At 66.2% G+C, this 23,767-nt stretch carries 21 protein-coding genes, 1 tRNA gene and 2 riboswitches; of the genes, 14 read left to right on the forward strand and 8 right to left on the reverse strand.

Annotation, left to right across the window (positions count from 1 at the left end):
* The first annotated feature begins 1 nt into the window (after position 1).
* The 8 genes from DDE23_RS04940 (at position 2) to nrdF (ending at position 7,046) form a co-directional block, all read left to right on the forward strand.
* Positions 2 to 493: a YIP1 family protein gene (locus DDE23_RS04940; protein WP_107750699.1), complete on the forward strand. Its 492-nt coding sequence runs from the start codon at positions 2 to 4 to the stop codon at positions 491 to 493.
* 11 nt (positions 494 to 504) lie between these two features.
* The gene (locus DDE23_RS04945) at positions 505 to 1,074 is read left to right on the forward strand and encodes a YIP1 family protein (RefSeq protein ID WP_107750698.1); all 570 of its coding nucleotides are present in this window, start codon (positions 505 to 507) and stop codon (positions 1,072 to 1,074) included.
* On the forward strand, positions 1,067 to 2,287 hold the full coding sequence (locus DDE23_RS04950; protein ID WP_107750697.1) for a cysteine desulfurase: 1,221 nt from the start codon (positions 1,067 to 1,069) through the stop codon (positions 2,285 to 2,287). Before DDE23_RS04945 ends, DDE23_RS04950 begins: the two co-directional genes overlap by 8 nt.
* 94 nt (positions 2,288 to 2,381) lie before the next feature.
* Positions 2,382 to 2,458, forward strand: a tRNA-Arg gene (locus DDE23_RS04955).
* A gap of 507 nt (positions 2,459 to 2,965) precedes the next feature.
* A riboswitch (cobalamin riboswitch) is annotated at positions 2,966 to 3,156 on the forward strand.
* A 104-nt stretch (positions 3,157 to 3,260) separates the two neighbouring features.
* Entirely contained in the window at positions 3,261 to 3,482 is a 222-nt protein-coding gene (gene nrdH, locus DDE23_RS04960) for a glutaredoxin-like protein NrdH (protein ID WP_107750695.1), read from the forward strand.
* An 8-nt stretch (positions 3,483 to 3,490) separates the two neighbouring features.
* A complete protein-coding gene (gene nrdI / locus DDE23_RS04965; protein WP_116548230.1) occupies positions 3,491 to 3,907 on the forward strand; it encodes a class Ib ribonucleoside-diphosphate reductase assembly flavoprotein NrdI in 417 nt (138 codons plus the stop codon).
* Positions 3,908 to 3,975: 68 nt separating this feature from the next.
* On the forward strand, positions 3,976 to 6,057 hold the full coding sequence (nrdE, locus tag DDE23_RS04970) for a class 1b ribonucleoside-diphosphate reductase subunit alpha (RefSeq protein ID WP_238149918.1): 2,082 nt from the start codon (positions 3,976 to 3,978) through the stop codon (positions 6,055 to 6,057).
* Between the two features lie 11 nt (positions 6,058 to 6,068).
* On the forward strand, positions 6,069 to 7,046 hold the full coding sequence (nrdF, locus tag DDE23_RS04975; RefSeq protein WP_107750693.1) for a class 1b ribonucleoside-diphosphate reductase subunit beta: 978 nt from the start codon (positions 6,069 to 6,071) through the stop codon (positions 7,044 to 7,046).
* Between the two features lie 128 nt (positions 7,047 to 7,174).
* On the opposite strand, the gene DDE23_RS04980 is transcribed toward nrdF, so the two are convergent.
* From DDE23_RS04980 to DDE23_RS04990, 3 genes are all read right to left on the reverse strand, one after another.
* Entirely contained in the window at positions 7,175 to 8,257 is a 1,083-nt protein-coding gene (locus DDE23_RS04980; RefSeq protein WP_107750692.1) for an FAD-binding oxidoreductase, read from the reverse strand.
* The gene (locus DDE23_RS04985) at positions 8,254 to 9,486 is read right to left on the reverse strand and encodes an aromatic ring-hydroxylating oxygenase subunit alpha (RefSeq protein WP_107750691.1); all 1,233 of its coding nucleotides are present in this window, start codon (positions 9,484 to 9,486) and stop codon (positions 8,254 to 8,256) included. The genes DDE23_RS04980 and DDE23_RS04985 overlap by 4 nt, the downstream gene beginning before the upstream one ends.
* A 115-nt stretch (positions 9,487 to 9,601) precedes the next feature.
* Positions 9,602 to 9,811: riboswitch (cobalamin riboswitch) on the reverse strand.
* Between the two features lie 79 nt (positions 9,812 to 9,890).
* Positions 9,891 to 10,196: a short-chain fatty acyl-CoA regulator family protein gene (locus tag DDE23_RS04990; RefSeq protein WP_107750858.1), complete on the reverse strand. Its 306-nt coding sequence runs from the start codon at positions 10,194 to 10,196 to the stop codon at positions 9,891 to 9,893.
* On the opposite strand from DDE23_RS04990, the gene DDE23_RS04995 reads away from it, so the two are divergent.
* Positions 10,099 to 10,836, forward strand: a complete 738-nt coding sequence (locus DDE23_RS04995; RefSeq protein ID WP_238149904.1) for an aldolase/citrate lyase/malate synthase family protein — start codon at positions 10,099 to 10,101, stop codon at positions 10,834 to 10,836. The genes DDE23_RS04990 and DDE23_RS04995 overlap by 98 nt on opposite strands.
* A gap of 83 nt (positions 10,837 to 10,919) precedes the next feature.
* The gene (locus DDE23_RS05000) at positions 10,920 to 12,515 is read left to right on the forward strand and encodes an isocitrate lyase (RefSeq protein WP_107750690.1); all 1,596 of its coding nucleotides are present in this window, start codon (positions 10,920 to 10,922) and stop codon (positions 12,513 to 12,515) included.
* A gap of 59 nt (positions 12,516 to 12,574) precedes the next feature.
* Here DDE23_RS05000 and DDE23_RS05005 read toward each other — a convergent pair whose 3' ends face one another.
* A complete protein-coding gene (locus DDE23_RS05005) occupies positions 12,575 to 13,972 on the reverse strand; it encodes a short-chain fatty acyl-CoA regulator family protein (RefSeq protein ID WP_107750689.1) in 1,398 nt (465 codons plus the stop codon).
* Between the two features lie 151 nt (positions 13,973 to 14,123).
* Here DDE23_RS05005 and DDE23_RS05010 point away from each other — a divergent pair, with 151 nt between their 5' ends.
* Genes DDE23_RS05010 through prpB form a run of 4 tightly spaced genes read left to right on the forward strand, consistent with a single transcriptional unit; the run spans position 14,124 to position 18,127 of the window.
* Positions 14,124 to 14,528, forward strand: coding sequence for an acyl-CoA thioesterase (locus tag DDE23_RS05010; RefSeq protein WP_107750688.1), 405 nt, complete (start codon positions 14,124 to 14,126; stop codon positions 14,526 to 14,528).
* The gene (locus tag DDE23_RS05015) at positions 14,525 to 16,042 is read left to right on the forward strand and encodes an MmgE/PrpD family protein (RefSeq protein WP_107750687.1); all 1,518 of its coding nucleotides are present in this window, start codon (positions 14,525 to 14,527) and stop codon (positions 16,040 to 16,042) included. The genes DDE23_RS05010 and DDE23_RS05015 overlap by 4 nt, the downstream gene beginning before the upstream one ends.
* Positions 16,039 to 17,208 (forward strand): bifunctional 2-methylcitrate synthase/citrate synthase, encoded by a 1,170-nt coding sequence (gene prpC, locus DDE23_RS05020; protein WP_107750686.1) that lies wholly within the window; start codon positions 16,039 to 16,041, stop codon positions 17,206 to 17,208. The genes DDE23_RS05015 and prpC overlap by 4 nt, the downstream gene beginning before the upstream one ends.
* Positions 17,209 to 17,212: 4 nt before the next feature.
* Positions 17,213 to 18,127 carry a methylisocitrate lyase gene (gene prpB, locus DDE23_RS05025; RefSeq protein ID WP_107750685.1) on the forward strand — a complete coding sequence of 305 codons (915 nt, stop codon included), beginning with the start codon at positions 17,213 to 17,215 and terminating at the stop codon, positions 18,125 to 18,127.
* A gap of 6 nt (positions 18,128 to 18,133) precedes the next feature.
* On the opposite strand, the gene DDE23_RS05030 is transcribed toward prpB, so the two are convergent.
* The 4 genes from DDE23_RS05030 to DDE23_RS05045 form a co-directional block, all read right to left on the reverse strand.
* Positions 18,134 to 19,765, reverse strand: coding sequence for an ankyrin repeat domain-containing protein (locus DDE23_RS05030; protein ID WP_107750684.1), 1,632 nt, complete (start codon positions 19,763 to 19,765; stop codon positions 18,134 to 18,136).
* Positions 19,766 to 20,322: 557 nt separating this feature from the next.
* On the reverse strand, positions 20,323 to 21,786 hold the full coding sequence (locus DDE23_RS05035; protein ID WP_107750683.1) for a TRAP transporter large permease: 1,464 nt from the start codon (positions 21,784 to 21,786) through the stop codon (positions 20,323 to 20,325).
* A gap of 4 nt (positions 21,787 to 21,790) precedes the next feature.
* The gene (locus DDE23_RS05040; RefSeq protein ID WP_202863216.1) at positions 21,791 to 22,309 is read right to left on the reverse strand and encodes a TRAP transporter small permease subunit; all 519 of its coding nucleotides are present in this window, start codon (positions 22,307 to 22,309) and stop codon (positions 21,791 to 21,793) included.
* 73 nt (positions 22,310 to 22,382) lie between these two features.
* The gene (locus DDE23_RS05045) at positions 22,383 to 23,588 is read right to left on the reverse strand and encodes a C4-dicarboxylate TRAP transporter substrate-binding protein (protein ID WP_107750682.1); all 1,206 of its coding nucleotides are present in this window, start codon (positions 23,586 to 23,588) and stop codon (positions 22,383 to 22,385) included.
* Positions 23,589 to 23,767 lie beyond the last annotated feature (179 nt).

Genomic DNA, 23,767 nt, shown 5'->3' on the forward strand with positions numbered 1-23,767 from the left:
CATGGCGCTGACCACCGACATCCTCGCCAGCTATCGCCGTCCCCGGGCGGTGCTGCGCCGCCTGCGGGGCGACCGGCGCGAGGCCCGCATCCTGGTCTATCTGATGCTGGGCTGCGGGCTGATCTTCATCGCCCAATGGCCGCGTCTGGCGCGCGAGGCGCATCTGGACGAGAGCGTGCCGCTCGATGCGCTGTTGGCCGGGGCGCTGTTTGCCTGGGTCTTCATCGCCCCCCTGGCGTTCTACGCGCTGGGGGGGATCCTGTCGCTGGTTCTGCGGCTGGCGGGGCCGGTCGACGGCTTCGCGCTGCGGCTCGGCGTCTTCTGGGCGGTGCTGGCGGCGGCGCCGCTGTTCCTGCTCTACGGGCTGGCCGCGGGCTTCATTGGGCCCGGGGTGCAAAGCCTCGTCCTGGGGCTGCCGGCGCTGGCCGCCTTCATCTCGATCCTCGTCGCGGGCCTCAGGGTCGCGCTCGAGCCCGGCGCGCAGCCGGCCTAAGGAACCCGCCAATGACCGAGGTTTTCCCGCTGATCCGCCTCTCGCTCGCCGATCCGGTCGAGGGCGGGCGGCGCATCATCGCCCTGAATCCGCCGCCCGTGATCCGCTGGATGCTGCTGGGGGCGGCGGTGCTGGTCTCGGTGGTGCTGCTCTACGTGCTGCCCGTGCTGATGGGCGAACATGACGTACTGCCCGCGCCCTTCGCCTTTGCCGCGACGCAGGGGCTGATGAACCTGATCGTCATCGCCGTGGTGACCTTCGTCGGCCGGGCCTTCGGCGGGACGGGAAATTTCCTCGACGCGGTCTGGCTGGTCGGCTGGATGCAGATGGTGACGGCGGCGCTGCTGTTGGTGCAGGTCGTGGCGCTGCTGGTGCTGCCCTTCCTCAACATCCCGATCGGCGTGGCCTCGGTGGCGCTGTCGATCTGGGTGCTGGTCGGCTATGTCTGTGCGCTGCACGGTTTCAAATCGCGCGTGACCGTGCTGGTCGGCGGTTTCATGACGCTGCTGATCCTCAGCTTCCTGCTGTCGATGGTCCTGCTGTTCCTGGGCTTCGCCCCGCCGGAGATTTCCAATGTATGACGTTCAGGCGATCCGCCGCGACTTTCCGATCCTGTCGCGGCAGGTGAACGGCAAGCCGCTGGTTTATCTCGATAACGGCGCCTCGGCCCAGAAACCGCAGGTGGTGATCGACGCCATCGCGCAGGCCTATTCGATGGAGTACGCCAATGTCCATCGCGGGCTGCATTACCTCTCGAACCTCGCCACCGACAAATACGAGGCGGTGCGCGGCATTGTCAGACGTTTCCTGAACGCCGGGCACGAGGACGAGATCCTGTTCAATTCCGGCACCACCGAGGGGATCAACCTGGTCTCCTACGGCTGGGCTGCGCCGCGGATGCAGGCCGGGGACGAGATCGTCCTCTCGGTCATGGAGCACCACGCCAATATCGTGCCCTGGCATTTCCTGCGCGAACGGCAGGGCGTGAAGCTGGTCTGGGTCGAGCCCGAGGCCGACGGCTCGCTGGACCCCGCGCGGGTGCTGGCGGCGATCACGCCCAAGACCAAGCTGGTGGCGGTCACCCATATGTCGAACGTGCTGGGCACGGTGGTCGACATCAAGACCATCGCCGCCGGGTGCCGGGCGCGGGGCGTGCCGATCCTGGCCGACGGCTCGCAATCGGCGGTGCATATGCCGGTCGATGTGCAGGATCTGGGCGTCGATTTCTATCCGATCACCGGGCACAAGCTGTATGGCCCCTCGGGCTCGGGCGCGATCTACATCACCCGCGAGCGTCAGGCCGAGATGCGGCCCTTCATCGGCGGTGGCGACATGATCAAGGAGGTCACGCGCGATGACGTGATCTACAACGATCCGCCCCACAAGTTCGAGGCGGGAACCCCCGGAATCGTTCAGCAAATCGGTCTTGGCGTGGCGCTGGACTACATGATGGGTCTGGGGATGGAGACTATCGCCGCGCATGAGCGCGCGCTGGCCTCCTATGCCCGCGAGCGGCTCAAGGGGCTGAACTGGCTCAACGTGCAGGGCGATGCGCCGGGCAAGGGCGGGATCTTCAGCTTCACCATGAACAACGGCGCGCATGCCCATGATATCTCGACGGTTCTGGACAAGAAGGGCGTCGCGGTGCGCGCGGGCCAGCATTGCACCGGTCCGCTGATGGAGCATCTGGGCATCAACGCCTCCTGCCGCGCCTCCTTCGCGCTCTACAACACCGAGGCCGAGGTCGACGCGCTGATCGAGGCGCTGGAGTTCTGCCACGACCTCTTCGGCTGAGGGCGCCCCGGCCCGCAACTCGGGCGCCATCGCCGTCCCAGGCCATTTCCCCCGTTGCAGCCCCGCGAACCCGGCGCTATACGGGGCGCAGGAAGCACCCATAGCTCAGCTGGATAGAGCGTTGCCCTCCGAAGGCAAAGGTCGCACGTTCGAATCGTGCTGGGTGCGCCATTTCTCTCGAAATTCCGAGATGCGCTGCCCCCCAACTCCTGGACTGGTTTTCGGCTGAGTGAAGCGGCTGTCTGCGCCTGCTGATCGGTTTCGATGGGGTTGAGGCAGACCACGGCGGGCGCTTGGCCGCCACCGCACCTTGCCGCCCCGCGCGAGAATGCCTGTGGCACCCTTCAGCAGCACCTGCTTCCCGTGCGGGATCAGCGTCGGGTGCGCGCCCTGTTCGGCGGCCAGTTCCGCCTGCGGCGCTCTTGCGTCCAGCGCCGCCGCGCTTTGACTGCCGCCTCGCGGTTCCTGGGTTTCGACCGGTCCTGATCGTCGTGCGCCTGGAGCCCCGCAGACGTCAGAGCGCAGCCTCGGTCACGCCCAGTTTCCGGGGGGCTCAAGGGAATGCCCTGTCACGCAGGCGCTTTCTCGCCCGGGTCGGCAAAAGGCACAAGGATCGGACCTTGCTGAGGAACCTGGAATACTTCCGCACTACATGTTGACATGCGCCCGGTGGGGGTATCTATATGAAGTTGTCTTGGTGCCTGCGACTCGTCGTGGGTGAAAAGGGAAGCCGGTGCGAAACCGGCGCTGCCCCCGCAACTGTGAGCGGTAAGCCGAGGCCCGTTGTTCCACTGGCGCCCTGCGTCGGGAAGGAGGGCCGAAGCGTTTGAGCCGCGAGCCAGGAGACCTGCCAGGACGAGATAACCGAACCGGTCGGTGGGCCCGGAGGCGTTGTGCAAATGCGGCGAGGCTGCATGTGCCCCGCGTCCTCTTGTCTTCCGGCCACGGCGCCAGACCTGACTAGGGGCACGACATGAGCATCACCGTCTATTCCAAACCCGCCTGCGTGCAATGCACCGCCACCACCCGGGCGCTCGCCGCCAAGGGCCTCGCATTCGATCTGGTCGACCTGACCGAAGACGCCGAGGCGATGGCCCGCGTGACCGAGCTCGGCTATCGGCAGGCGCCGGTGGTGATGGCGGGCGAGGATCATTGGGCCGGCTTCCGCCCCGACAAGATCGCCGATCTGGCCTGAGCCGACCGATGGGGGGCCTGGTCTATTACTCCTCGCGGTCGGGGAACACGCGCCGCTTCGTCGACCGGCTGGGTCTGGCGGCGATGCGAATCCCGATCGAGGGGGATGCCCCCTTGCCCGGCCCCCGCGCGCCCTTCGTGCTCATCACGCCCACCTATGCCGATGGTCAGGGACGGGGCGCAGTCCACAAGCAGGTGATCCGGTTCCTGAACGACCCGGACACCCGCCGCCACCTGCGGGGAGTCATCGCCTCCGGCAATCGCAATTTCGGCGCGCTCTTCGCCTCGGCTGGGGATGTGGTGGCGCGGAAATGTGGTGTGCCGGTGCTTTATCGTTTCGAACTCGCGGGGACAGAGACGGATGTCGCCCGCGTCAAAGAGGGACTGGACAGGTTTTGGAAGACGCAATTCTCGACCGCGATCTGAGCGACGCAGCCCCCGCCAAGGCGGTGCCCGCCGAGTGGCAGGGGCTCGACTATCACGCGCTGAACGCGATGCTGAACCTCTATGACGATCAGGGGCGCATCCGCTTTGACGCCGACCGCATGGCGGCGCGGCAGTACTTCCTGCAGCACGTCAACCAGAACACCGTCTTCTTCCACTCGCTGGAGGAAAAGCTGCGCTATCTGGTCGAGGAAGGCTATTACGAGGCGGCGGTCATCGAACAATATGACAGCGCCTTCATCGCCCGCATCTGGGACGCGGCCTTCCGGGTCAAGTTCCGCTTTCCGACCTTCCTTGGCGCGTTCAAGTATTACACCAGCTACACGCTGAAGACCCGCGACGGGAAACGCTATCTCGAACGCTTCGAGGACCGCGTGGTCATGGTCGCCCTGACGCTTGCGCGCGGGGACGAGGCGCAGGCGATGGCGCTGATGCAGGAAATCCTCGCCGGGCGGTTCCAGCCGGCGACGCCCACCTTCCTCAACGCCGGCAAGGCGCAGCGGGGCGAGCTGATCTCGTGCTTCCTGCTGCGGATCGAGGACAACATGGAAAGCATCGGCCGGGCGATCAACTCGGCGCTCCAGCTGTCCAAGCGCGGGGGCGGCGTGGCGCTGATGCTGACCAACATCCGCGAGCATGGCGCGGCGATCAAGGGGATCGAGAACCAGTCGTCCGGCGTCATCCCGGTGATGAAACTGCTGGAGGACAGCTTCTCCTACGCCAACCAGCTGGGCGCGCGGCAGGGGGCGGGGGCGGTCTATCTCAACGCCCATCATCCCGATATCCTGCGCTTCCTTGACACCAAGCGCGAGAATGCCGACGAGAAGATCCGCATCAAGACGCTGAGCCTTGGCGTTGTGGTGCCCGATATCACCTTCGAACTGGCCAAGAAGAACGAGGACATGTACCTCTTCTCGCCGCATGACGTCGAAAAGGTCTATGGCAAGCCCTTCTCGGAAATCTCGGTCACCGAGAAATACCGCGAGATGGTCGGCAATCCGAAGATCCGCAAGAAGAAGATCAACGCGCGGCAGTTCTTCCAGACCATCGCCGAGATCCAGTTCGAATCGGGCTATCCCTACATTATGTTCGAAGACACGGTGAACCGCGCCAATCCCATCGCCGGGCGCATCGCCATGTCGAACCTCTGTTCCGAGATCCTGCAGGTGAACGAGGCGTCAAGGTTCAACGACGATCTCAGCTACAGGCACCTCGGCACCGATATCTCGTGCAACCTCGGCTCGCTGAACATCGCCAAGGCGATGGACGGCGGCGATCTGGGGGCGACGGTGGAAACCGCGGTGCGCGCGCTGAACGCGGTCAGCGAGATGTCGGCCATCGATTCCGTCCCCTCGGTGCGGCGCGGCAACGACGAAAGCCACGCCATCGGCCTTGGCCAGATGAACCTGCACGGCTTTCTCGCGCGGGAACGCATCCATTATGGCTCGGCCGAGGGGATCGACTTCACCAACATCTATTTCGCCACCGTGCTCTACCACTGCCTGCGCGCCTCGAACGCGCTGGCGCGCGAGCGGGGACAGACCTTCCGCGGTTTTCGCGACTCGACCTATGCCGGGGGGGCGTTCTTCGACAAATACGTCACCCGCGACTGGCTGCCCGAAACCGAGGCGGTGAAGGCGGTGTTCGAGAAATTCGGCATCGCCGTGCCCGGCCGCGCGGAATGGGTCGCGCTGAAAGAGGCGGTGATGAAGGACGGCCTCTACAACCGCAATCTTCAGGCGGTGCCGCCCACCGGCTCGATCAGCTATATCAACAATTCCACCTCCTCGATCCACCCGATCACCTCGAAGATCGAGATCCGCAAGGAGGGCAAGATCGGCCGCGTCTATTACCCGGCCGCCTTCATGACCAACGACAACCTTGAATACTACAAGGACGCCTACGAGATCGGCGCCGAGGCGATCATCGACACCTATGCCGCCGCGACCCAGCATGTCGATCAGGGCCTGTCGCTGACGCTGTTCTTCAAGGACACGGCCACCACGCGCGACATCAACCGGGCGCAGATCCACGCGTGGAAGAAGGGGATCAAGACGATCTACTACATCCGCCTGCGCCAGATGGCCCTTGAGGGGACCGAGGTGCAGGGCTGCGTGTCCTGCTCGCTCTGAGGATTCACACCATGAAAGACATGACCCACACCCGCCCGATCCCCCGCGCGATCAACTGGAACCGGCTTCAGGACGACAAGGATCTGGAGATCTGGAACCGCCTGACGGTGAATTTCTGGCTGCCCGAGAAGGTGCCGCTGTCCAACGACATTCCCAGCTGGTCGCAGCTGACCGAGGAAGAACAGCGGCTGACGATCCGCGTCTTCACCGGGCTGACGCTGCTGGACACCATCCAGAACTCGGTCGGCGCGCCCTCGCTGATGCCCGATGCGGTCACCCCGCATGAAGAGGCGGTGCTGACCAACATCGCCTTCATGGAGGCGGTGCATGCGCGTTCCTATTCCTCGATCTTCTCGACCCTCTGTTCGACCGCCGAGGTCGACGAGGCCTTCCGCTGGTCGGAAGAAAACGCGCAGCTGCAACAGAAATCGCGCCTGATCCTCAGCGAATACGACGCCACCGCCAATCCGCTGCGCAGGAAGGTGGCCAGCGTCTTCCTGGAAAGCTTCCTGTTCTATTCGGGCTTCTACCTGCCGATGCACTGGTCCAGCCGCGCACGGCTGACCAATACCGCCGACCTGATCCGCCTGATTATCCGCGACGAGGCAGTGCATGGCTATTACATCGGCTACAAGTTCCAGCGCGGCATGGAGCGCCTGTCCGAAGCCGAGCGCGCCGAGATCAAGGACTTTGCCTTCGCCCTGATGTTCGACCTCTACGAGATCGAAAGCCGGTATACCGAAACGCTCTACGATCCGCTGGGGCTGACCGAGGATGTGAAGGCCTTCCTGCATTACAACGCCAACAAGGCGCTGCAGAACCTCGGATTCGAGAGCCTTTTCCCGGATGAACTCTGCAAGGTGAACCCGGCGATCATGGCCGCGCTCAGCTCCAATGCCGACGAGAACCATGACTTCTTCTCGGGGTCCGGTTCGTCCTATGTGATCGGCAAGGCCGTCGCGACCGAGGATGAGGATTGGGATTTCTGAAAGCGGGGGACCAGTCCGGGGACCGGCCGTTGCCGTTTCGCGAAGGGCGTGGGGAAAGCGTCGGACTGGTGCAGAAAGGCCCGGCGTTGCCGCCGGGCCCGAACCGTCAGCGATGACGAAAGGGCGTCCTAGACCGCTACCTCCACGCGGCCGATCGGATGCGAACAGCAGGCCAGCACATAGCCTGCGGCGATGTCGTCCTCGGTGATGCCGCCGTTGTGGACCATATGCACCTGGCCTGACAATTTCCTGATCTTGCAGGTGCCGCAGACCCCGAAGGTGCAGCCCGAGGGGATGTTCAGCCCCGCCGTCCGCGCCGTCGCCAGGATGGTGTCGGTCTCGGCGCAGCGTTGCGTGACGCCCGAGAGGGTGAAATCCACCTCGGCCGCATTCGCCTCGTCCGGGATGACATCGCCCTCGGCGGGGTCCGCGGCCTCGGCCGCCAGCGACGGCTGGAAACTTTCCTGATGGTAGCGTTCCATGTCGAAGCCGAGACCGGCCAGCGCCTCGCGCACCGCCTGCATGAAGGGTTCGGGGCCGCAGCAGAACACCTCGCGCTCCAGATAATCGGGCGCCATCAGACCCAGCATGAGCTGGTTGAACATGCCCTGATAGCCGGTCCAGGGATGATAGAGGTCGGTGCCCTCGACCACCAGTTTCAGGTCGATCCCCGGCACCCGGCTGGCCATGTGTTCCAGCCGCTCGCGGAAGATGATCTCGGACGGGCGGCGCGCGCAATTGACGAAGACGATATCCGCGGGCCGGCCCATGTCGAACATCCAGGTGGTCATCGACATCATCGGCGTGATGCCGGAGCCGGCCGAGATGAACAGATACTTGCCCGCCGGATGGTTGTGGCTGGAAAAGGTCCCGGCCGGGGAGGTCGCCTTGATCCGCATCCCGGGTTTCAGGTGGTCCAGCATCCAGCGGGTGCCGAGGCTGCCGTCCTGCGCCTTCACCGTGACCGAGATCGACATCGGCCGCGAGGGCGAGGACGAGATCGTATAGGTGCGATAGAGCGGCCCGCCCGGTACCGGCAGCTCCAGCGTGAGGAATTGTCCGGGCACGTAGGAAAACAGCGCCCCGCTGGGGGATTGGAAACAGAAGCTCGCCACATTCGGCGCCTCGGGGATGACCGAGACGCATTCGAGCATTTCCGTCCCGTCCCAGATCAGGACCGGATGCGAGATCGTCGGCTGCGGCACTCTCATTCCGCGGCCACGCGGATCGGATCGAGGCGGCTGGCGAGCGTGTCGCAATACCAGTCGACGAACTGGCTGACACCGGCTTCCTGAAGCCCGGAATACGGCCCCGGCTCGTAGGCGGGCGAGTTGATGCCCTGCTGGTTGTCCTCGACCACGCGGCGATCCTCGTCGTTGGTCGCCTCCCAGACCTCGGTCAGGCCTTTCAGATCGTAATCGACGCCCTCGACCGCATCCTTGTTGACCAGCCAGGTGGTCTGGACCTCGGTCTGCTGCGGCCCGACGGGCGTGACGCGGAAGGTGATCGAATGATCGGGCAGGAAGTGGTTCCACGTGGTCGGGTAATGGAATTTCAGCAGCGATCCCGCATCGTCGAACGGCACCCGCCCCAGCCAGCGGCGCACCGCGATGTCGCCGCTCATCGTATAGCTCTTGGCACCGACTTTCAGCGGCATCCGCGCCAGCCGGTACTGGCCACTCTCGGCCAGATGGAACCGGGACGGCAGCCCGGCGGTTTCGCAGCGGTCGAAATGGGCCATCAGATGCGGGGGGGTCGCCCCGCCCTCGATGCCGGTAATCGCCGGATCATCGGGGAAGGTGCGGCACAGGGCCGGGTGGTTGCCACCACAATGATAGCATTCGCGGTTGTTTTCCCAGACCAGTTTCCAGTTGCCCTCTTCGATGATAGTCGATTGATGGGCGATCTTGGCGTTGGTCAGGTCATGCGGCGCCAGATAGGGGGCCGCCTGCCCGGCGAAAGCCTCGAAGTCGGGCGCCTGGGCGGCGAGGCAGATATAGACGAGGCCCGCCAGTTCGCGGCAGTGGATCTCCTTCAGCCCGTGCTTGCTGGCGTCGAAATCGGGGCCCATGTCGCGGGCCCAGAGCAGCCGGCCATCCAGTTCATAGGTCCATTGATGATAGGGGCAGACCAGCTTCGGCACATGGCCCGACGCGCCCTTGCACAGGATCGAGCCCCGGTGCCGGCAGGTGTTGTGGAAGGCCCGGATCACCCGGTCCTGACCGCGCACCAGCATCAGCCCATAGGCGCCGACCCGGTGCGTGACATAGCTGCCGGGCTTGGGCAGCGAACAGGCCGGCATGGCATAGAGCCAGTCACGGTAGAAAATCCGCTCCAGGTCCAGCTGGTAAAGATCGGCATCGGCATAGAATGCCTGTTCGAGGGAATGGCCGGACTTGCGCCGGCTCAGAAGGTCGCGTGCTTTGGCCTCGGCACCCATGGCCTGTACTCCGTGGCCGGGGCTTGGTCCCGGCGGTCTCTGGGACGGGCACAGAGGCAAGGACCAGCATGCGCCGAGGAGTCGGCACATGTCATGATCGCCCCCACCGCCACCCGCGGTTTGACGTCATGCCGGCTGGTTTCCGGACTTGGAACGTGTGGCTTGCGCCGCGACCCTGACGCCTTCCCGGGAACTCCTCCCCAGTGGCCCTTGTCGAGGTCCTCGTTCCTTACCGTTGCGGGGGCAGTGCCGGAATTACACCGGCTTCCCAATTATCGAACGCTGAAAGTCCCCAGCGCCCGCACCTTGCATGTGTCCCTAGATTAGCTCGGCGCGAGGGCTTCGATCGGTTGTTTGCGACGCCCCTTGACCTGAAAAAGACCAATGAACGTCGGCGGGTACAGCTAATTTGTGTCGGGTGCGAAACCGAAGCTCGACACCCCGCGCGAGCGTTCGGAAAAGCTGAACAGCCGGTTAATCGGCGGATAGGCACGCGACGGACAATCGGGCCGCTCGCAAAGATAGCAGTTCACCCCGATCGGCACGGGCTGCACCGCGTCCAGCTTCAGATCCTGCGCATAGATGAGCCGGGGCGCATACCCGGAGTTCGTGTTGCCCGACCGCGCGCAGGTGACGATGGACGGCGCCTTTCTGGCGGCGTGTTCTGCCCGGCTGGTCGAGGTCTGCCATCGTCGGGGCCTCCACGCCATGGGCGGTATGGCGGCGCAGATCCCGGTCAAGGGCGACGCGGCGGCGACCGAGGCCGCCTTTGCCACGCTGCGCGCGGCTACGCTGCGCGCGGTCAGCGCGGGGCATGACGGAACCTGCGTGGCGCATCCCGATCTGGTGCCGGTGGCGATGGCAGTGTTCGACGCCCATAGGCCGCGCGCCCACCAGATAAGGCAGCCGAGACAGCCTGTCCGTGTCGATGCCGACGCGCTCCTCAAACCGCATTCCGGCAAGGTGACCGAGGCGGGCCTGCGCGGGAACGCCTCGGTCGCGATCGAATATCTGGCCGCCTGGCTGTCGGGGCGTGGCGCGGTGCCGATCCACAACCTGATGGAAGATGCGGCGACGGCAGAGGTCGCGCGCAGCCAGATCTGGCAATGGATCCGCCATGGCGTCGATGTCGACCTGAAGGACGGCGGGACCCGGCGGATGGACGCGGACTGGCTGGCCGAACTGGTCCAGCAAGAGATCGAGACGATCCTCGCCCGCCTCGGCACCACCGGATTCCACCGGGGCCATTATGCCTCTGCGGCCCGGATTTTCCAGGACGTGGCCTGCGCCGATATCCTGCCCGACTTCATCACCACCCCCGCGTATGCGGTGCTGAACGCGCTCGACTGATGCAGCCGCTCCGCATCGCTTCCCCCTACGGCGGCCCTGAGATACCGGGCGCCGCCTTTCATCTGCCACACAGGAGACAGACCATGGCACAACGCAGGACCTATGCCGACTTGCACGCGGAAGCGCTGGCCCGCTACCCGGAAGGGCGCACATCCGGCGGCGTTTCCGTCGATGACATCGTGCAGCTCAAGCGGCAGAATACCGGGGACACGCATCTCGACATCGCCCGCGAGATGGCCCGTGTGATGCGCGCCGACATGGCCGCCTATGATGCCGACGCGTCGAAATTCACCCAATCGCTGGGCTGCTGGTCGGGTTTCCACGCCCAGCAGATGATCAAGTCCGTCAAGCGGCTGCGCGGCACCGCCAAGGGGACCTATGTCTACCTCTCCGGCTGGATGGTTGCCGGGCTGCGCAATCGCTGGGGCCATCTGCCCGACCAGTCGATGCATGAAAAGACCGCCGTCGCTGATCTGATCGAGGAAATCTACACCTCGCTGCGGCAGGCCGACGAGGTGGCGCTGAACGATCTGTTCAAGGACCTGCGCGCGGCCACCACCGAGGCGATCGCCGCGATCGACGGGTTCGAAACCCATGTGGTGCCGATCATCGCCGATATCGACGCGGGCTTCGGCAACGAACATGCGACCTATCTGCTGGCGAAGGAACTCATCAAGGCCGGGGCCTGCGCGCTCCAGATCGAGAACCAGGTGTCCGATGCCAAGCAATGCGGCCATCAGGATGGCAAGGTCACGGTCCCGCGCGAGGATTTCATCGAGACGCTGCGCGCCTGCCGTCTGGCCTTCGAGGAGCTGGGTGTGGATGACGGCGTGATCGTTGCCCGCACCGACAGCCTCGGCGCCGGTCTCACCCAGAAAGTGCCGGTCTCGGCCCGGCCGGGCGATCTGGCCTCCGACTATGTCAAATGGCTCGATACCGAGCAGATCACCGAGGCCAATCCGATCCGCGAAGGCGAGATGGCGCTCTATCAGGGCGGCGAATTCGTGAAGCCGCGCCGCCTGCCCAACGGGCTGTTTCCCTTCAAGGCAGGCACTGGCCGCGCCCGCGTGATCGAGGATTGCATCGCCTCCCTGAACGAAGGCGGCGCTGATCTGCTGTGGATCGAGACCGACACGCCCAATGTCGACGAGATCGCCGGCATGGTGGCGGAGATCCGCGAAAAGGCACCGGGCGCCAAGCTCACCTATAGCAACTCGCCCAGCTTCAACTGGACATTGAACCTGCGCAAGCAGGTCCGCGCCCAGTGGATCGCCGAGGGCAGGATCGCCGAAGGCGACTATCCCGCCGGAAGCGCGTTGATGAAACCCGATTTCGACGCCACCGACCTGGGCCTTGAGGCGGAAGCGCGGCTGCGGGCGTTCCAGACCGATATCGCGGCGCGGGCCGGGGTGTTCCACAACCTCATCACCTTGCCGACCTTCCACCTCACCGCCAAGTCGATGGACGACCTCAGCCGCGGCTATTTCGGCGAGGACAAGATGCTGGCCTATGTTGCCACCGTCCAGCGCGAGGAGATCCGCCGCGGCATCTCGGCGGTGAAGCACCAGCGCGAGGTCGGCTCGGATCTGGGCGACAGCTTCAAGGAAATGGTCGGCGGCGCACGCGCGCTCAAGGCAGGCGGTTCGGCCAACACGATGAATCAGTTCGCGGCCGAGTGAGCGGTAACAGATAGATCGGGTCCGATTGCCGCCGCCCCACCGGGCGGCGGCATTTGCCGTCAGCCTTTGGCGTCGGAGCTGGAATAGGGCGCAAAGCGCGAGCGGTTGGGGTCAGGGCGCAGGGGGCGTCCTGCCATCGGAAAGGCGCGCTGCGGACAGGCGGGTCGGTCGCAGATCTTGCACCCGGCGCCGATCGGCGTGGCGAGGCCGGGATTCTTCAGATCGAGCCCGCGCGCATAGACCAGCCGCTCGGCATGGGCCAGATCGCAGCCGAGCGCCACGGCGAAACGCTTGACCGGCGCGCCGTATCCGCCCGCGCCGTGGCTCACCGTGCGCGCAACCCAGAGATAGCTGCGACCGTCCGGCATCTGGGCGACCTGCGTCAGCACCTCGCCGGGGCGCGAGAAGGCCTCATAGACATTCCACAGCGGGCAGGAGCCGCCGATCCGGCTGAAATGGAAATCCGTGGCCGATTGCCGTTTCGAGATGTTCCCCGCCCGGTCCACCCGGATGAAGAAGAACGGCACGCCCCGCGCCTGCGGCCGCTGCAAGGTCGAGAGCCGGTGACAGGTCGTCTCGAACCCCACGCCGAAACGTCGGGCGAGCAATTCGATGTCGTAGCGTTCGGCTTCCGCCGCCTCGAGGAAGGCGCCATAGGGCAGGATCAGCGCCCCGGCATGGTAGTTGGCCAAGCCGATCCGCAGCAGGTCGCGGGCTTCGTCGGTTTCCATGCCGGCTTCGGCTGTCAGGCGGTCGATCTCGTCTCCGGATTCCAAGAGCGCGATCTGTGTTGCCATCTGGAAGGCGCGCTGACCGGGGGTCAGCCGCGCCGACAGATGCAGCAGGGATGCGGCGGCGTCGAAGCGGCGCAAGGCACCGGGACCGTCCTCCAATGCCACGCGAATGCCATGGCGTCCGGCGAGGCGGTCGGTCAGCCCCTCGGCCATCCGGCCCGGGCGCAAGCCGCGCCCGATGCTCTCGGCCGCTTCGTCCAGGGTCGGCACATAATTGCGCTGTTCATAGAACCAGTCGCGCACCGCCTCGAAAGGGGCAGGCCCGGCTCCGACTTCGCCGGTGATGCGCCCGTTCATCAGGTCCATGCGCTCGGTGCTCTCACGCAGTCGCGCGTGCGTGGCGATGATGGCGCGGGCGACACCGGGCATGTTGGCGGCGATCTCGCGCACCTCGGCCAGCGATGCGCCCGCCCCCTGATCGGCCAGTGCCGCCCGCAGATCAGGGATCAGCCGCGCCTCCTCGGCTTCGGAGAAGAGCTGCACATCCAGCCCGAAGACGGCGTTCAGCTTCAACAGCACCGGCACGGTCAGCGGACGCTGGTTACGCTCCAGCTGGTTGAGATAGCTCGCCGAAATCTCCAGCGCGCGGGCAAGCGCGGCCTGGGTCATGCCGCGCTCTTCGCGCAGGCGGCGCAAGCGGACGCCCATGAATGGCTTTTTCATTCCCCGACCCTTCGCAACATTCGCAATTCGCAGAGCAAACATCCGCAATACTACGCTATTTCAGTAGTTTATCGCGAGACATCCATAGTGGAAAGCTCCCTTTGCCAAGTTTGCGAAGTCCGGTTCCCCAAGGCCGGCAGAGGGAGCCCGGATGTCTCAGCAACCAGTCGATCAGACCGTGATGGTCGAAATGATCTTTCCCGAACAGGCGAACCATTATGGCACGCTGTTCGGCGGCACTGCGCTGTCGCTGATGGCGCGGGCCGCCTTTGTCGCCGCGACCCGCAGGGTGCGGGGGGCGGTGGTCATGGCCCGGTCCGAGCAGGTGAATTTCACCACGCCCGTCCGGGTGGGCGAGCTTCTGGAACTCCGGGCCGAGATCACCCGCCTAGGCCGCAGCTCTCTGAGCGTGGCCGTCACCGGCGTTGTCGAGGAGGCGAGCACCGGCACCCGTCGCGACGCCCTGAACGGCCAGTTCGAAATGGTGGCGGTGGATGCATCCGGGCGCCCACGCGCCCTCACTGACAATCCCTCAAGGAAGGAAGAGACGGCATGAAGACGCATGAGCTGCGGACGTATAGATCCGCCGAACATCTGGCCCGTGAAGACCAGCTGGCCTGGAAGATCGCCGAGGTTGCCGCCGATCCGGTCGCGGTCGAGCCCGACGTGGCGGAGATGATCGTCAACCGGGTGATCGACAACGCCGCGGTCGCGGCCGCCTCGGTCGCGCGCCGTCCGGTGGCCTCGGCCCGGGCGCAGGCTTTGTGCCACCCCTATGCGCCCGGCGCGACTGTCTTCGGGATGCCGGCCGAGAGCCGGGTCAGCCCGGAATGGGCGGCCTGGGCCAATGGCACGGCGGTGCGGGAACTGGATTTTCACGACACGTTCCTGGCCGCCGATTACTCGCACCCGGGCGACAACATCCCGCCGATCCTCGCGGTCGCGCAGCATTGCGGGTTGTCGGGCGCCGACCTGATCCGCGGGCTGGCGACCGGCTATGAGATCCAGGTCGATCTGGTCAAGGGCATCTGCCTGCACGAGCACAAGATCGACCATATCGCCCATCTCGGGCCGTCAGCCGCCGCCGGGATCGGCACGGCGCTGAAGCTGCCGGTGGCGATGATCTATCAGGCGATCCAGCAGGCCTTGCATGTCACCGCCACCACGCGGCAAAGCCGCAAGGGCGAGATTTCCAGCTGGAAAGCCTACGCCCCCGCTTTCGCGGGCAAAATGGCGATCGAGGCGGTGGACCGCGTGATGCGGGGCGAAGGTGCGCCCAACCCCGCCTGGGAGGGGGAGGACGGCTTCATCGCCTGGCTGCTCTCTGGGCCGGAAGCGGTTTACCACGTTCCCCTGCCCGAACCGGGCGAGGCCAAGCGCGCCATCCTCGACACCTATACCAAGGAGCATTCAGCCGAGTACCAATCCCAGGCGCTGATCGACCTTGCGCGCCGGATGGGGCCGAAGATCGGCGATCTGTCACAGGTGCAGTCGATCCTGATCGAAACCTCGCACCACACCCATTACGTGATCGGCACCGGCGCCAAGAATCCGCAGAAGATGGATCCGGGCGCCAGCCGCGAGACGCTGGACCATTCGATCATGTATATCTTCGCGGTGGCGCTGGAGGATGGTGGCTGGCACCACGAGAAAAGCTATGCCCCCGAGCGCGCGCAGCGGCCCTCGACCGTGGCGCTCTGGCACAAGATCTCGACCGCCGAGGATCCCGAATGGACGCGCCGCTATCACGCCCGTGATCCGAAGGAAAAGGCCTTCGGCGGGCGGGTCACGGTCACGCTTGATGACGGCTCCCGGATCGTCGACGAACTGGCGCTCGCCGATGCGCATCCCGACGGCGCGCGCCCCTTCGTGCGCGCGAATTACGTGCGCAAGTTCCTGACCCTTTCGGAAGGCGTGCTGAGCGCGTCCGAGCAGCAGCGTTTCCTCGATGTGGCCGAGGGTCTGGCCGACCTCAAGGCGGGCGATCTGGGGCAGCTCACCTTCGCCGTCGATGCCGACAGGCTCGGCGCCCCGCGTCCCCGTGGCATCTTTGACTGGAGGGCACAATGAGCGGTGATGTCAGAAAACCGAAGAAATCCGTGGCGCTTTCGGGCGTCACGGCGGGCAATACCGCGCTCTGCTCGGTCGGGCAGAGCGGCAATGACCTGCATTATCGCGGCTATGATATCCTCGATCTGGCCGAGGCCTGCGATTATGAGGAGGTGGCGCATCTGCTGATCCACGGGCACCTGCCCGATGCGGCCGAGCTGACGGCCTATCGCGGCAAACTCCGGGGCCTGCGCGGCCTGCCCAAGGTGGTCCGCGAGACGCTGGAAGCGATCCCGGCCGCGGCCCATCCGATGGATGTGCTGCGCTCGGGCGTCTCGGCGATGGGCTGCGCGCTGCCCGAAGCGGCGGATCACAACACGCCGGGGGCGCGCGACATCACCGACCGGCTCATCGCCGTGCAGGGCTCCATGCTGCTCTACTGGTATCACTACGCCCAGAACGGCCGGCGGATCGCGGTGGAAACCGAAGACGACAGCATCGCCGGGCATTTCCTGCACCTGCTGCACGGCAAGGCGCCCTCGGCCGAGCACGTGCGGGCGCTGCAGACCACGCTGAACCTCTATGCCGAGCATGAATTCAACGCCTCGACCTTCACCGCGCGTTCGATCGCCGGGACCGGATCGGATGTCTATTCGGCGGTGACGGGGGCCATTGGCGCGTTGCGGGGACCGAAGCACGGCGGGGCAAACGAGGCCGCTTTCGAGACCCAGAAGCGCTATGCCACGCCCGATGAGGCCGAAGCGGACATCCGGGCGAGGATGGAGCGCAGGGAGGTCGTGATCGGTTTCGGGCACCCGGTCTATACCGTCTCGGACCCGCGCAATGTGGTCATCAAGCGCGTCGCCCGCGCGCTGTCGGAGCAGGCGCGCGCGACGAAGATGTTCGCCATCGCCGAGCGGATCGAAGCGGTGATGATGGATGCCAAGAAGATGTTCCCGAACCTCGACTGGTATTCCGCCGTTTCCTACCACCTGCTCGGGGTGCCGACGGCGATGTTCACGCCGGTCTTCGTCATCTCGCGCACTGCCGGTTGGGGGGCCCACGTGATCGAGCAGCGCGAGGATAACAAGATCATCCGCCCCTCGGCCAATTACACCGGCCCTGACAACCGGGCCTTCCTACCGCTCGACAAGCGCGGCCTGTCCCTGTCAGCCGCTGCGGAGTGATGCCATGACCTATCTGATTGCCGATGACCTGCCGGTGGAAAGCGCCGGGAAGCGGTTCCGCCGCGCGCTGAACGAGCCGGGGATCCTGCGGCTCCCCGGCGCCCATAATGGTCAGGCCGCCTTGCAGGCCAGGGCCGCAGGCTTCGAGGCGCTCTACCTGTCGGGGGCGGCGATGTCCGCGTCGATGGGGCTGCCCGATCTGGGCATCATCACCATCGACGAGGTCTCGTTCTTCATCCGTCAGATCGCCCGCGCCTCGGGTCTGCCGCTGCTGGTCGACGGCGATACCGGCTATGGCGAGGCGCTGAACGTCATGCATATGGTGCGCGCCTTCGAAGAGGCGGGGGCCGGTGCGGTGCATCTGGAGGACCAGCTTCTGCCGAAGAAATGCGGGCACCTGAACGACAAGAAACTGGCCTCGGCGGCGGATATGGCGGCCAAGGTCGCGGCTGCGGCGAAAGCCGCGCGGGATCTGGTGGTGATCGCCCGCACCGATGCGGCGGCGTCCGAGGGGGTCGAGGGGGCCGTGGCCCGCGCCAAGCTCTACATCGAGGCCGGAGCCGATGCGATCTTTCCCGAGGCCCTGACCTCGGTCGAGATGTTCAGGGAAGTCCGCGCCGCGCTGCCCGGGGTCAACCTTCTGGCCAACATGACCGAGTTCGGCCGCACCCCGGCGCTGACCGCGCAGGAGTTCGAGGAACTGGGCTATGACATGGTGATCTGGCCGGTCTCGTCGCTGCGCGTGGCCAACAAGGCGCAGGAGCGGCTCTACGCGGCGCTTGCCCGCGACGGGGCGACCACCGCGATGATCCCCGAGATGCAGACCCGAAAGGAGCTGTACGACACCATCGGCCTCAATGACTTCGAGGCGCTGGACCAGAGTATCGCCGCATCGGTTGCGCCGGATTGGACCGCCTGAGAGGCGCTACTGCAACGTCTCCTCTTCCCCCGACAGGCAGGCCGCGACGTCCTCGGAAAACCGTCGCGGCCGCCCTTCAAGCAACATCGTTGTCGGGTCGCCGGGGTCTCGCTGAACTGCGGGCATGCCATGAGCGCGCAGGGCCTCGGCGCAGCCCACCCAGTCGCCGTCCGGTTCCGGGCGGTTCAGCGAGGCCCAGCCCAGCGTGCCCGAGACATCGTCGCCGAACCCGTGCTGCGCCCGCCAGGATGCCCCGTGTGTCAGCAGGAATTCCTTCATCGCACGGTCTCCTCGGAAAACCGCGTGGTTCAGTGCGCTCGCGTTCCAGTCGCCGCCGCATGTCTCGACGGGCCAGCCAAGGGATACCATGACCTGCACGGCATCCGAGGCTCCGGCGGCGGCAAGTTCCGGCAGCAGGCGCAGATCTGCCTGATCCAGCCGGGACAGCAGGTCCGGCTCCGCCGCGAGGATGCGCCGGGCCGCGTCGGCGTCGGCCCCTGCGCAGGCGGCGATGAATTGCTCGTCGCGCGGGGACGACACCTGCGCCCCATGGTCGCCCAGCAGCGCCGCAACGGCTGGCAGCCCGTAGCGCAGTGCCAGCTGCGCGGCCGAAAGACCTGCCTCTGTTCGCGCCAATGCCGAAACGCCTGCGTCGAGCAGGGCCTGGATATGCGCGGGCGAGCGCCGCCGGCGTATCGCCCAGAACAGCAGCCGTCCGTCATCCAGTTCCGGCGCCTCTCTGGCATGGTCGAGCAGCAGCCGGAGCGTGGCAACGTCGTCCATGTCCAGAACCCGGAAAAGGGCATTCGTCCCGGTCACCGTGGCGCCCGCTTCGAGCAGCAGCCTCGTGCAGGCCGGACCGTCGAGCGAATGATAGAGCGACTCGCCGTCATCGGGATCGGCACCGGCCTCGAGCAGAAGCGCCGTCAACGCCGCATCATGGTTGCGCCCCGCAGCGCCGTAGAGCGCGGAGAGCGGCGTGCGCTCGTCTGGTGCCGCGAGTGAGGCGGGCGGCCAGCGGCTGCCGACCCGCTGGTTCGGATCAGCGCCGGAGGCGAGCAGGAGGCGCACGGTTTCCACGATCCGGGGGCGGAAGGCTTCATTCCCGATCAGGCTCGAATGGGTCGCCGCCAGAAGCGGTGGCAAGGCCAGCGGCCCGGCCGGGCGATTGATCCATGTGCTGTCCTCGGCAATCGCCTGCCGCACCTGCGCGATATCGCCGGTGGCGCAGGCGGTGACCGCGCAGCCCTGCGCGACATCCGGGTATGTTTCGAGAAGCCGGGCGGCATGTGACGGGCGGGGGTTGTCCATGCCGCCGCAGATGTCGCCCGCATGAAGGGCCCGCAGAAACGCGGTTCGGCGCGTGGTCGCATCCTCATCCCGCAGCCGGGCGGTGTCGACGAAAGCCGCCATCGCGCTCCAGGAGGGGAAGCCGTATTCGCGGGCGAGGCAGGATTGCGCGTCGTGCAGCCGGAATCCGGCGTTGCGGATGGCGTCATCCGGCTGGCCCGCAGCGGCCGGAAGCGAGGCCCGGAACCGATTGATCGCGGCGGCATCGCCGGAACGGAAGGCGGCGAGAAGCTCCTTTGCCTGCCGCTTCAGCTGGTCGGGATTCGGTCTGTCGGGAAGGGTGTGCATGCAAACCTCCGTGCGATGGAACGCCGACGACCCGCAAACCGGCAGCACAAAGGTCTGGAAACCTGACAGGCTTCGATCAAGGGGGCTCTGCCCTTCCCGCGGGTCCGGAGGCGGCTTGAACCGCAAGACGAGAATTAGCGGTGGAGACGTGCCCTGTCAAACGGGTGCGCCTCTGGCCGGTCAGAGCGGTTCGCCGACATCGTTCCCCGTTGCCATCCGGATCGGCAAGGATGAAGGGCCGCAGGCCCTGAGCAACGCAGCGGTCATCACGGACCGGGCATCCGGCACCGGCCCATGCGCCACGTTGAAGCGCGGTGCGCGAGTGCCCTTTTTTGGTGTCAGGGGCAATTCTCGGTCGTCACCGCGCAACATCGCGTCTCCCCAGGGATCGCCGTTGTCGAACATTGTTTCGAGGCCGGGAAAAGTGGACCGGAAAGCTCCCGCGTCAAACGGGGGAATTTCCCCGGATCAAAGCGCCCTGAGGTCGAAGGCGCCCCGCCCGGCAAGCAGCCGGTCCGCGCCGGAAGATCCACGCGACCGAGCCCCTCGGGAGCCTGTTAGCCGCCCAGACTGGCGCCCGGCAGCCAGGTCACAAGCCCCGGCATCAGGATCAGCGCGACCAGCACGACCAAGGCGGTGGCAGCGAAGGGCGCCACGCCCTGAAACACGGTCGTCAGGCTGATCGGCCGGCCGAGATTGGTCTCTGGGTCGTCGGCGATGCGATGCACGATGAAGGCCAGGATCCCCAGGGGCGGGGTCAGCAGGCCGACCTCGGCCATCACCACCAGGAAGACGCCGAACCACAGCGGATCGACGCCCACCGCCTGCAGGGGCACCAGCAGGACCGGGATCGTCAGCAGCATCATGGCCAGGGTATCCATGAACATCCCCAGCACCATGTAGACCAGGATCAGGATCAGCAGCAGCTCGATCCTGCCCAGCTCGGACCCGACGATCAGCCCGGCCAGTGCATTGGGCACCTGGCTGAGGGCCATGACCCGCGACAGCACCGCAACGCCGATAATCAGCAGGAAGATGGCGGCGGTCCCGGTCAGCGTGCCCACCGCCGAGTCGCGGAGCAACCGGCCGATGGCGCGCCAGCCCGTCCCCTGTCGCCGCTGGTGCAGGACACCGAAGATCAGCGCCGCCAGCATGCCGAACACCCCGGCCTCGGTCGCGGTGGCCACGCCCAGAAACAGCCCGCCCACCACGATCAGCACGATCAGCGCCACCGGCGCGACCGCCGCCAACGAGCGCAACCGCGCGGGCCAGCCGCCCGGCTCGCCCCTCTGGCGGGGGGCCGAGGCGGGGAACAGGATCGCCCAGCCGATGATGGTCGTGGCAAAGGCGATTGCCAGCAGGATGCCCGGCACGATCCCCGCCAGCAATTGCGGCCCGATCGGGACCGACGCGGCCCCGGCGTAGATCACCAGCAGCAGCGAGGGCGGGATGATCTGTCCCAGCGTGCCGGCGGCAGCGACCGAGCCGACGGCGAGGCGCGGATGGTAGCCCGATTTCAGCATCTCGGGGATCGAGACGCGCCCCAGCGCATAGGTGATGCCGATGGTGCTGCCGCTCGACGCGGCCAGAATCGCCCCGGCGAAATTCGTGGCCACCGCCAGACCGCCGGGCAACCAGCCCAGCCAGCGCCGCGCCGTGTCATAGGCGGCCGAGGTGAGGCCGGTCTTCCACAGGATCATGCCCATCAGGATGAACATCGGGATCACGCTGTAGGACCACGACGCCGTGCTGTCATAGGCGACGGATTTCATGGTCGAGATCGCCACCCGCGGCCCGTTCATCGCGTAAAGGCCCAGAAGGCCCGCGCCCAGCATGGCGATGCCGACCGGCAGGCCCAGAAGCAGCAGCAGGATGCTGAGCGCGATCACCAGAATGCCGATGGTCTGCCGCGACAGCGACAGGCCCAGCATGGCGGCGCCGACCAAGACCGAGGCCAGAAGTACGCCGGCAAAGATCCACAGGCCGATGCGGCCCCGGGCGGCGGGTGGAGAGCCCGTCATCCGCTCACGCCCGCGCCGCAGAATGGAAACCGCGCCAGGCCGTGGCGAGATATTGCAGCGCCAGCATCGTCAGACCGGCGACGGCGACGAAGGCGAAGGGCCAGATCGGCACCGGCGGTTGCGAGGCGGTGGTGCGGCGCAGCTGGGCGCCGTGCAGCGCCTCTTGCAGCGAATACCAGGCCAGCAGGACCAGCAAGGCGGCGGCGACCAGCGCGAAGATCGCCTCGGCCGCGCCCCGCATCCGGGGCGAGAGACTGTCGAGCAGCATGGTGACGCGGATCTGCTCGCCCATCCGCTCGGCATGCCCCAGCGCCAGCAGCGTCAGCATCGGCATCCACCATTGCGCCGTCATCTCCAGCGCGCCGGGTTGCGGGCGGTTGAACAGGGTCCGCCCGATGACATCGACGGCGACGGTGGCCACCATCAACCCCATGGCCAGCCCCGCCAGCAGCAGAAAGAACGCGCTGAGCCGGTCGATCATCCGGATCGGCCAGGGGCTGGGCGGGTCGGCAAGGGTCATCATGCGGCCTATCGGAGCGGACACGGGGGTAACGGCGCCGCCGCCCGCGCCGGAAGGCGGGCGGCGGCGCAGGATGTCACTGGATCATCAGGCCGGGAAGGACCTCATCGTTGAACCGGGCGATGAAGGGTTCGAGGTCGACATCGCCCAGAACCCGGAAGGCCTCGACAATCGCTTCGGGGGTGCGTTCGGCCACCGGGATGCCCTGTTCCTCCAGCACGCCGGTCCAATAGGCGATCCGCGCCAGATAGGCGTCGATCACCGCCTGCGCGTCGCCGACCGCGGCCGGGGCGTTGCCCGCCATCGCCGCCACGTATTCCGCGCGCTGCGCGGCGGCGACCGGCTCCAGCTCGGACACGTCGTTGGTATGGACCCCGCCCGAGGCGATCAGTTCACCCGCCGCGGCCTCGATCCGCATGTAGCCTTGCCAGATGGCCTGCGCAGCCCTTGCGTTGGCGCCGATGATGAAGTTCTGCAACTCGACCGGGAAGCTGTTCCAGGTGTCGAGGTTCATCACCCAGGTCGAGGCCTGCAATTGCGCGAAGGTCACCGGCACATATTCGGGCGCCACGTCGCGCAGCGTCAGCCCGTCGACGTATTGGTTCGGGTTGATGACCATGCAGTCGAAGACGCCGCGTTGCAGCCCCTCATAGGCCTCGTTGAAGGCGATGGAGACCGGGGTCATGCCCAAAGCCTCGGCGGTCGAGGACCAGACCGAGCCGATGGCCCGCGCGCGGATTCCCTGCGCCGTGGCCAGCGAGTTGACCGGCTTGTTGCACAACAGGTTATAGGCCGGGGTCGAGGTGCCCTGCAGCACCACCAGATTATGTCCCGCGTATTCCTCGGTCACGGCGGGCAGGGTCAGCAGGGTTTCCAGCGCCGTGGCGCCGCCCGCGGCAACGTCATGCACGGTCGAGCCGGACAGCGCCGCCCCCATGCCGAAGAGCCAGGCGGCGACCGGCAGATCCTGCGGGTAATAGGTGGGGATAATCAGCCCGATATCCGCCACCCCGTCGCTGACCCCGCTCAGCGTTCCGGTCGCGTTCAGCAATGACGAGGACCAGTAATTCTCGAATGTGATGCGGCCTTGGGTGAACTCGGTGATCTCCTGCTCCCAGGCGACCATGGCGCGGCCGAAATTGGCCGTCTCGTTGCCCGAGAAATCGGCCAGCCGCAGCACCCGCGGCTCCAGCCCCTCGAGCCAATCCTGCGCCAGTCCCGGCGTGGCCGACAGAACCAGCCCCAGAACCGCCACGCAGACCTTCCCTGTTGAACGCGTCATGTCTTCCTCCCAACCCGAAAATAGATCCCGATGCAGCTCTCCCTGCTGCGTTCGACGACGCTAGCATATCCTACGATGTGAACAAACAGAAACACGTCTTGGCGATGGATTTGGCGTGGTTTGGCCGAGGCGGGCACGATAATTCCCGGAAATTGCCTGATTCTGGGGTTTTCGGTGCG

Source organism: Pararhodobacter aggregans (assembly GCF_003075525.1).
GTDB classification, from domain to species: domain Bacteria; phylum Pseudomonadota; class Alphaproteobacteria; order Rhodobacterales; family Rhodobacteraceae; genus Pararhodobacter; species Pararhodobacter aggregans.

Coding starts and splice junctions, on each gene's coding strand:
- DDE23_RS04940 (WP_107750699.1), top strand. CDS start 2: ATGGCGCTGACCACCGACATCCTCGCCAGCTATCGCCGTCCCCGGGCG.
- DDE23_RS04945 (WP_107750698.1), top strand. CDS start 505: ATGACCGAGGTTTTCCCGCTGATCCGCCTCTCGCTCGCCGATCCGGTC.
- DDE23_RS04950 (WP_107750697.1), top strand. CDS start 1,067: ATGTATGACGTTCAGGCGATCCGCCGCGACTTTCCGATCCTGTCGCGG.
- nrdH (WP_107750695.1), top strand. CDS start 3,261: ATGAGCATCACCGTCTATTCCAAACCCGCCTGCGTGCAATGCACCGCC.
- nrdI (WP_116548230.1), top strand. CDS start 3,491: ATGGGGGGCCTGGTCTATTACTCCTCGCGGTCGGGGAACACGCGCCGC.
- nrdE (WP_238149918.1), top strand. CDS start 3,976: ATGCTGAACCTCTATGACGATCAGGGGCGCATCCGCTTTGACGCCGAC.
- nrdF (WP_107750693.1), top strand. CDS start 6,069: ATGAAAGACATGACCCACACCCGCCCGATCCCCCGCGCGATCAACTGG.
- DDE23_RS04980 (WP_107750692.1), bottom strand. CDS start 8,257: ATGAGAGTGCCGCAGCCGACGATCTCGCATCCGGTCCTGATCTGGGAC.
- DDE23_RS04985 (WP_107750691.1), bottom strand. CDS start 9,486: ATGGGTGCCGAGGCCAAAGCACGCGACCTTCTGAGCCGGCGCAAGTCC.
- DDE23_RS04990 (WP_107750858.1), bottom strand. CDS start 10,196: ATGGCGTGGAGGCCCCGACGATGGCAGACCTCGACCAGCCGGGCAGAA.
- DDE23_RS05000 (WP_107750690.1), top strand. CDS start 10,920: ATGGCACAACGCAGGACCTATGCCGACTTGCACGCGGAAGCGCTGGCC.
- DDE23_RS05005 (WP_107750689.1), bottom strand. CDS start 13,972: ATGAAAAAGCCATTCATGGGCGTCCGCTTGCGCCGCCTGCGCGAAGAG.
- DDE23_RS05010 (WP_107750688.1), top strand. CDS start 14,124: ATGTCTCAGCAACCAGTCGATCAGACCGTGATGGTCGAAATGATCTTT.
- DDE23_RS05015 (WP_107750687.1), top strand. CDS start 14,525: ATGAAGACGCATGAGCTGCGGACGTATAGATCCGCCGAACATCTGGCC.
- prpC (WP_107750686.1), top strand. CDS start 16,039: ATGAGCGGTGATGTCAGAAAACCGAAGAAATCCGTGGCGCTTTCGGGC.
- prpB (WP_107750685.1), top strand. CDS start 17,213: ATGACCTATCTGATTGCCGATGACCTGCCGGTGGAAAGCGCCGGGAAG.
- DDE23_RS05030 (WP_107750684.1), bottom strand. CDS start 19,765: ATGCACACCCTTCCCGACAGACCGAATCCCGACCAGCTGAAGCGGCAG.
- DDE23_RS05035 (WP_107750683.1), bottom strand. CDS start 21,786: ATGACGGGCTCTCCACCCGCCGCCCGGGGCCGCATCGGCCTGTGGATC.
- DDE23_RS05040 (WP_202863216.1), bottom strand. CDS start 22,309: ATGATGACCCTTGCCGACCCGCCCAGCCCCTGGCCGATCCGGATGATC.
- DDE23_RS05045 (WP_107750682.1), bottom strand. CDS start 23,588: ATGACGCGTTCAACAGGGAAGGTCTGCGTGGCGGTTCTGGGGCTGGTT.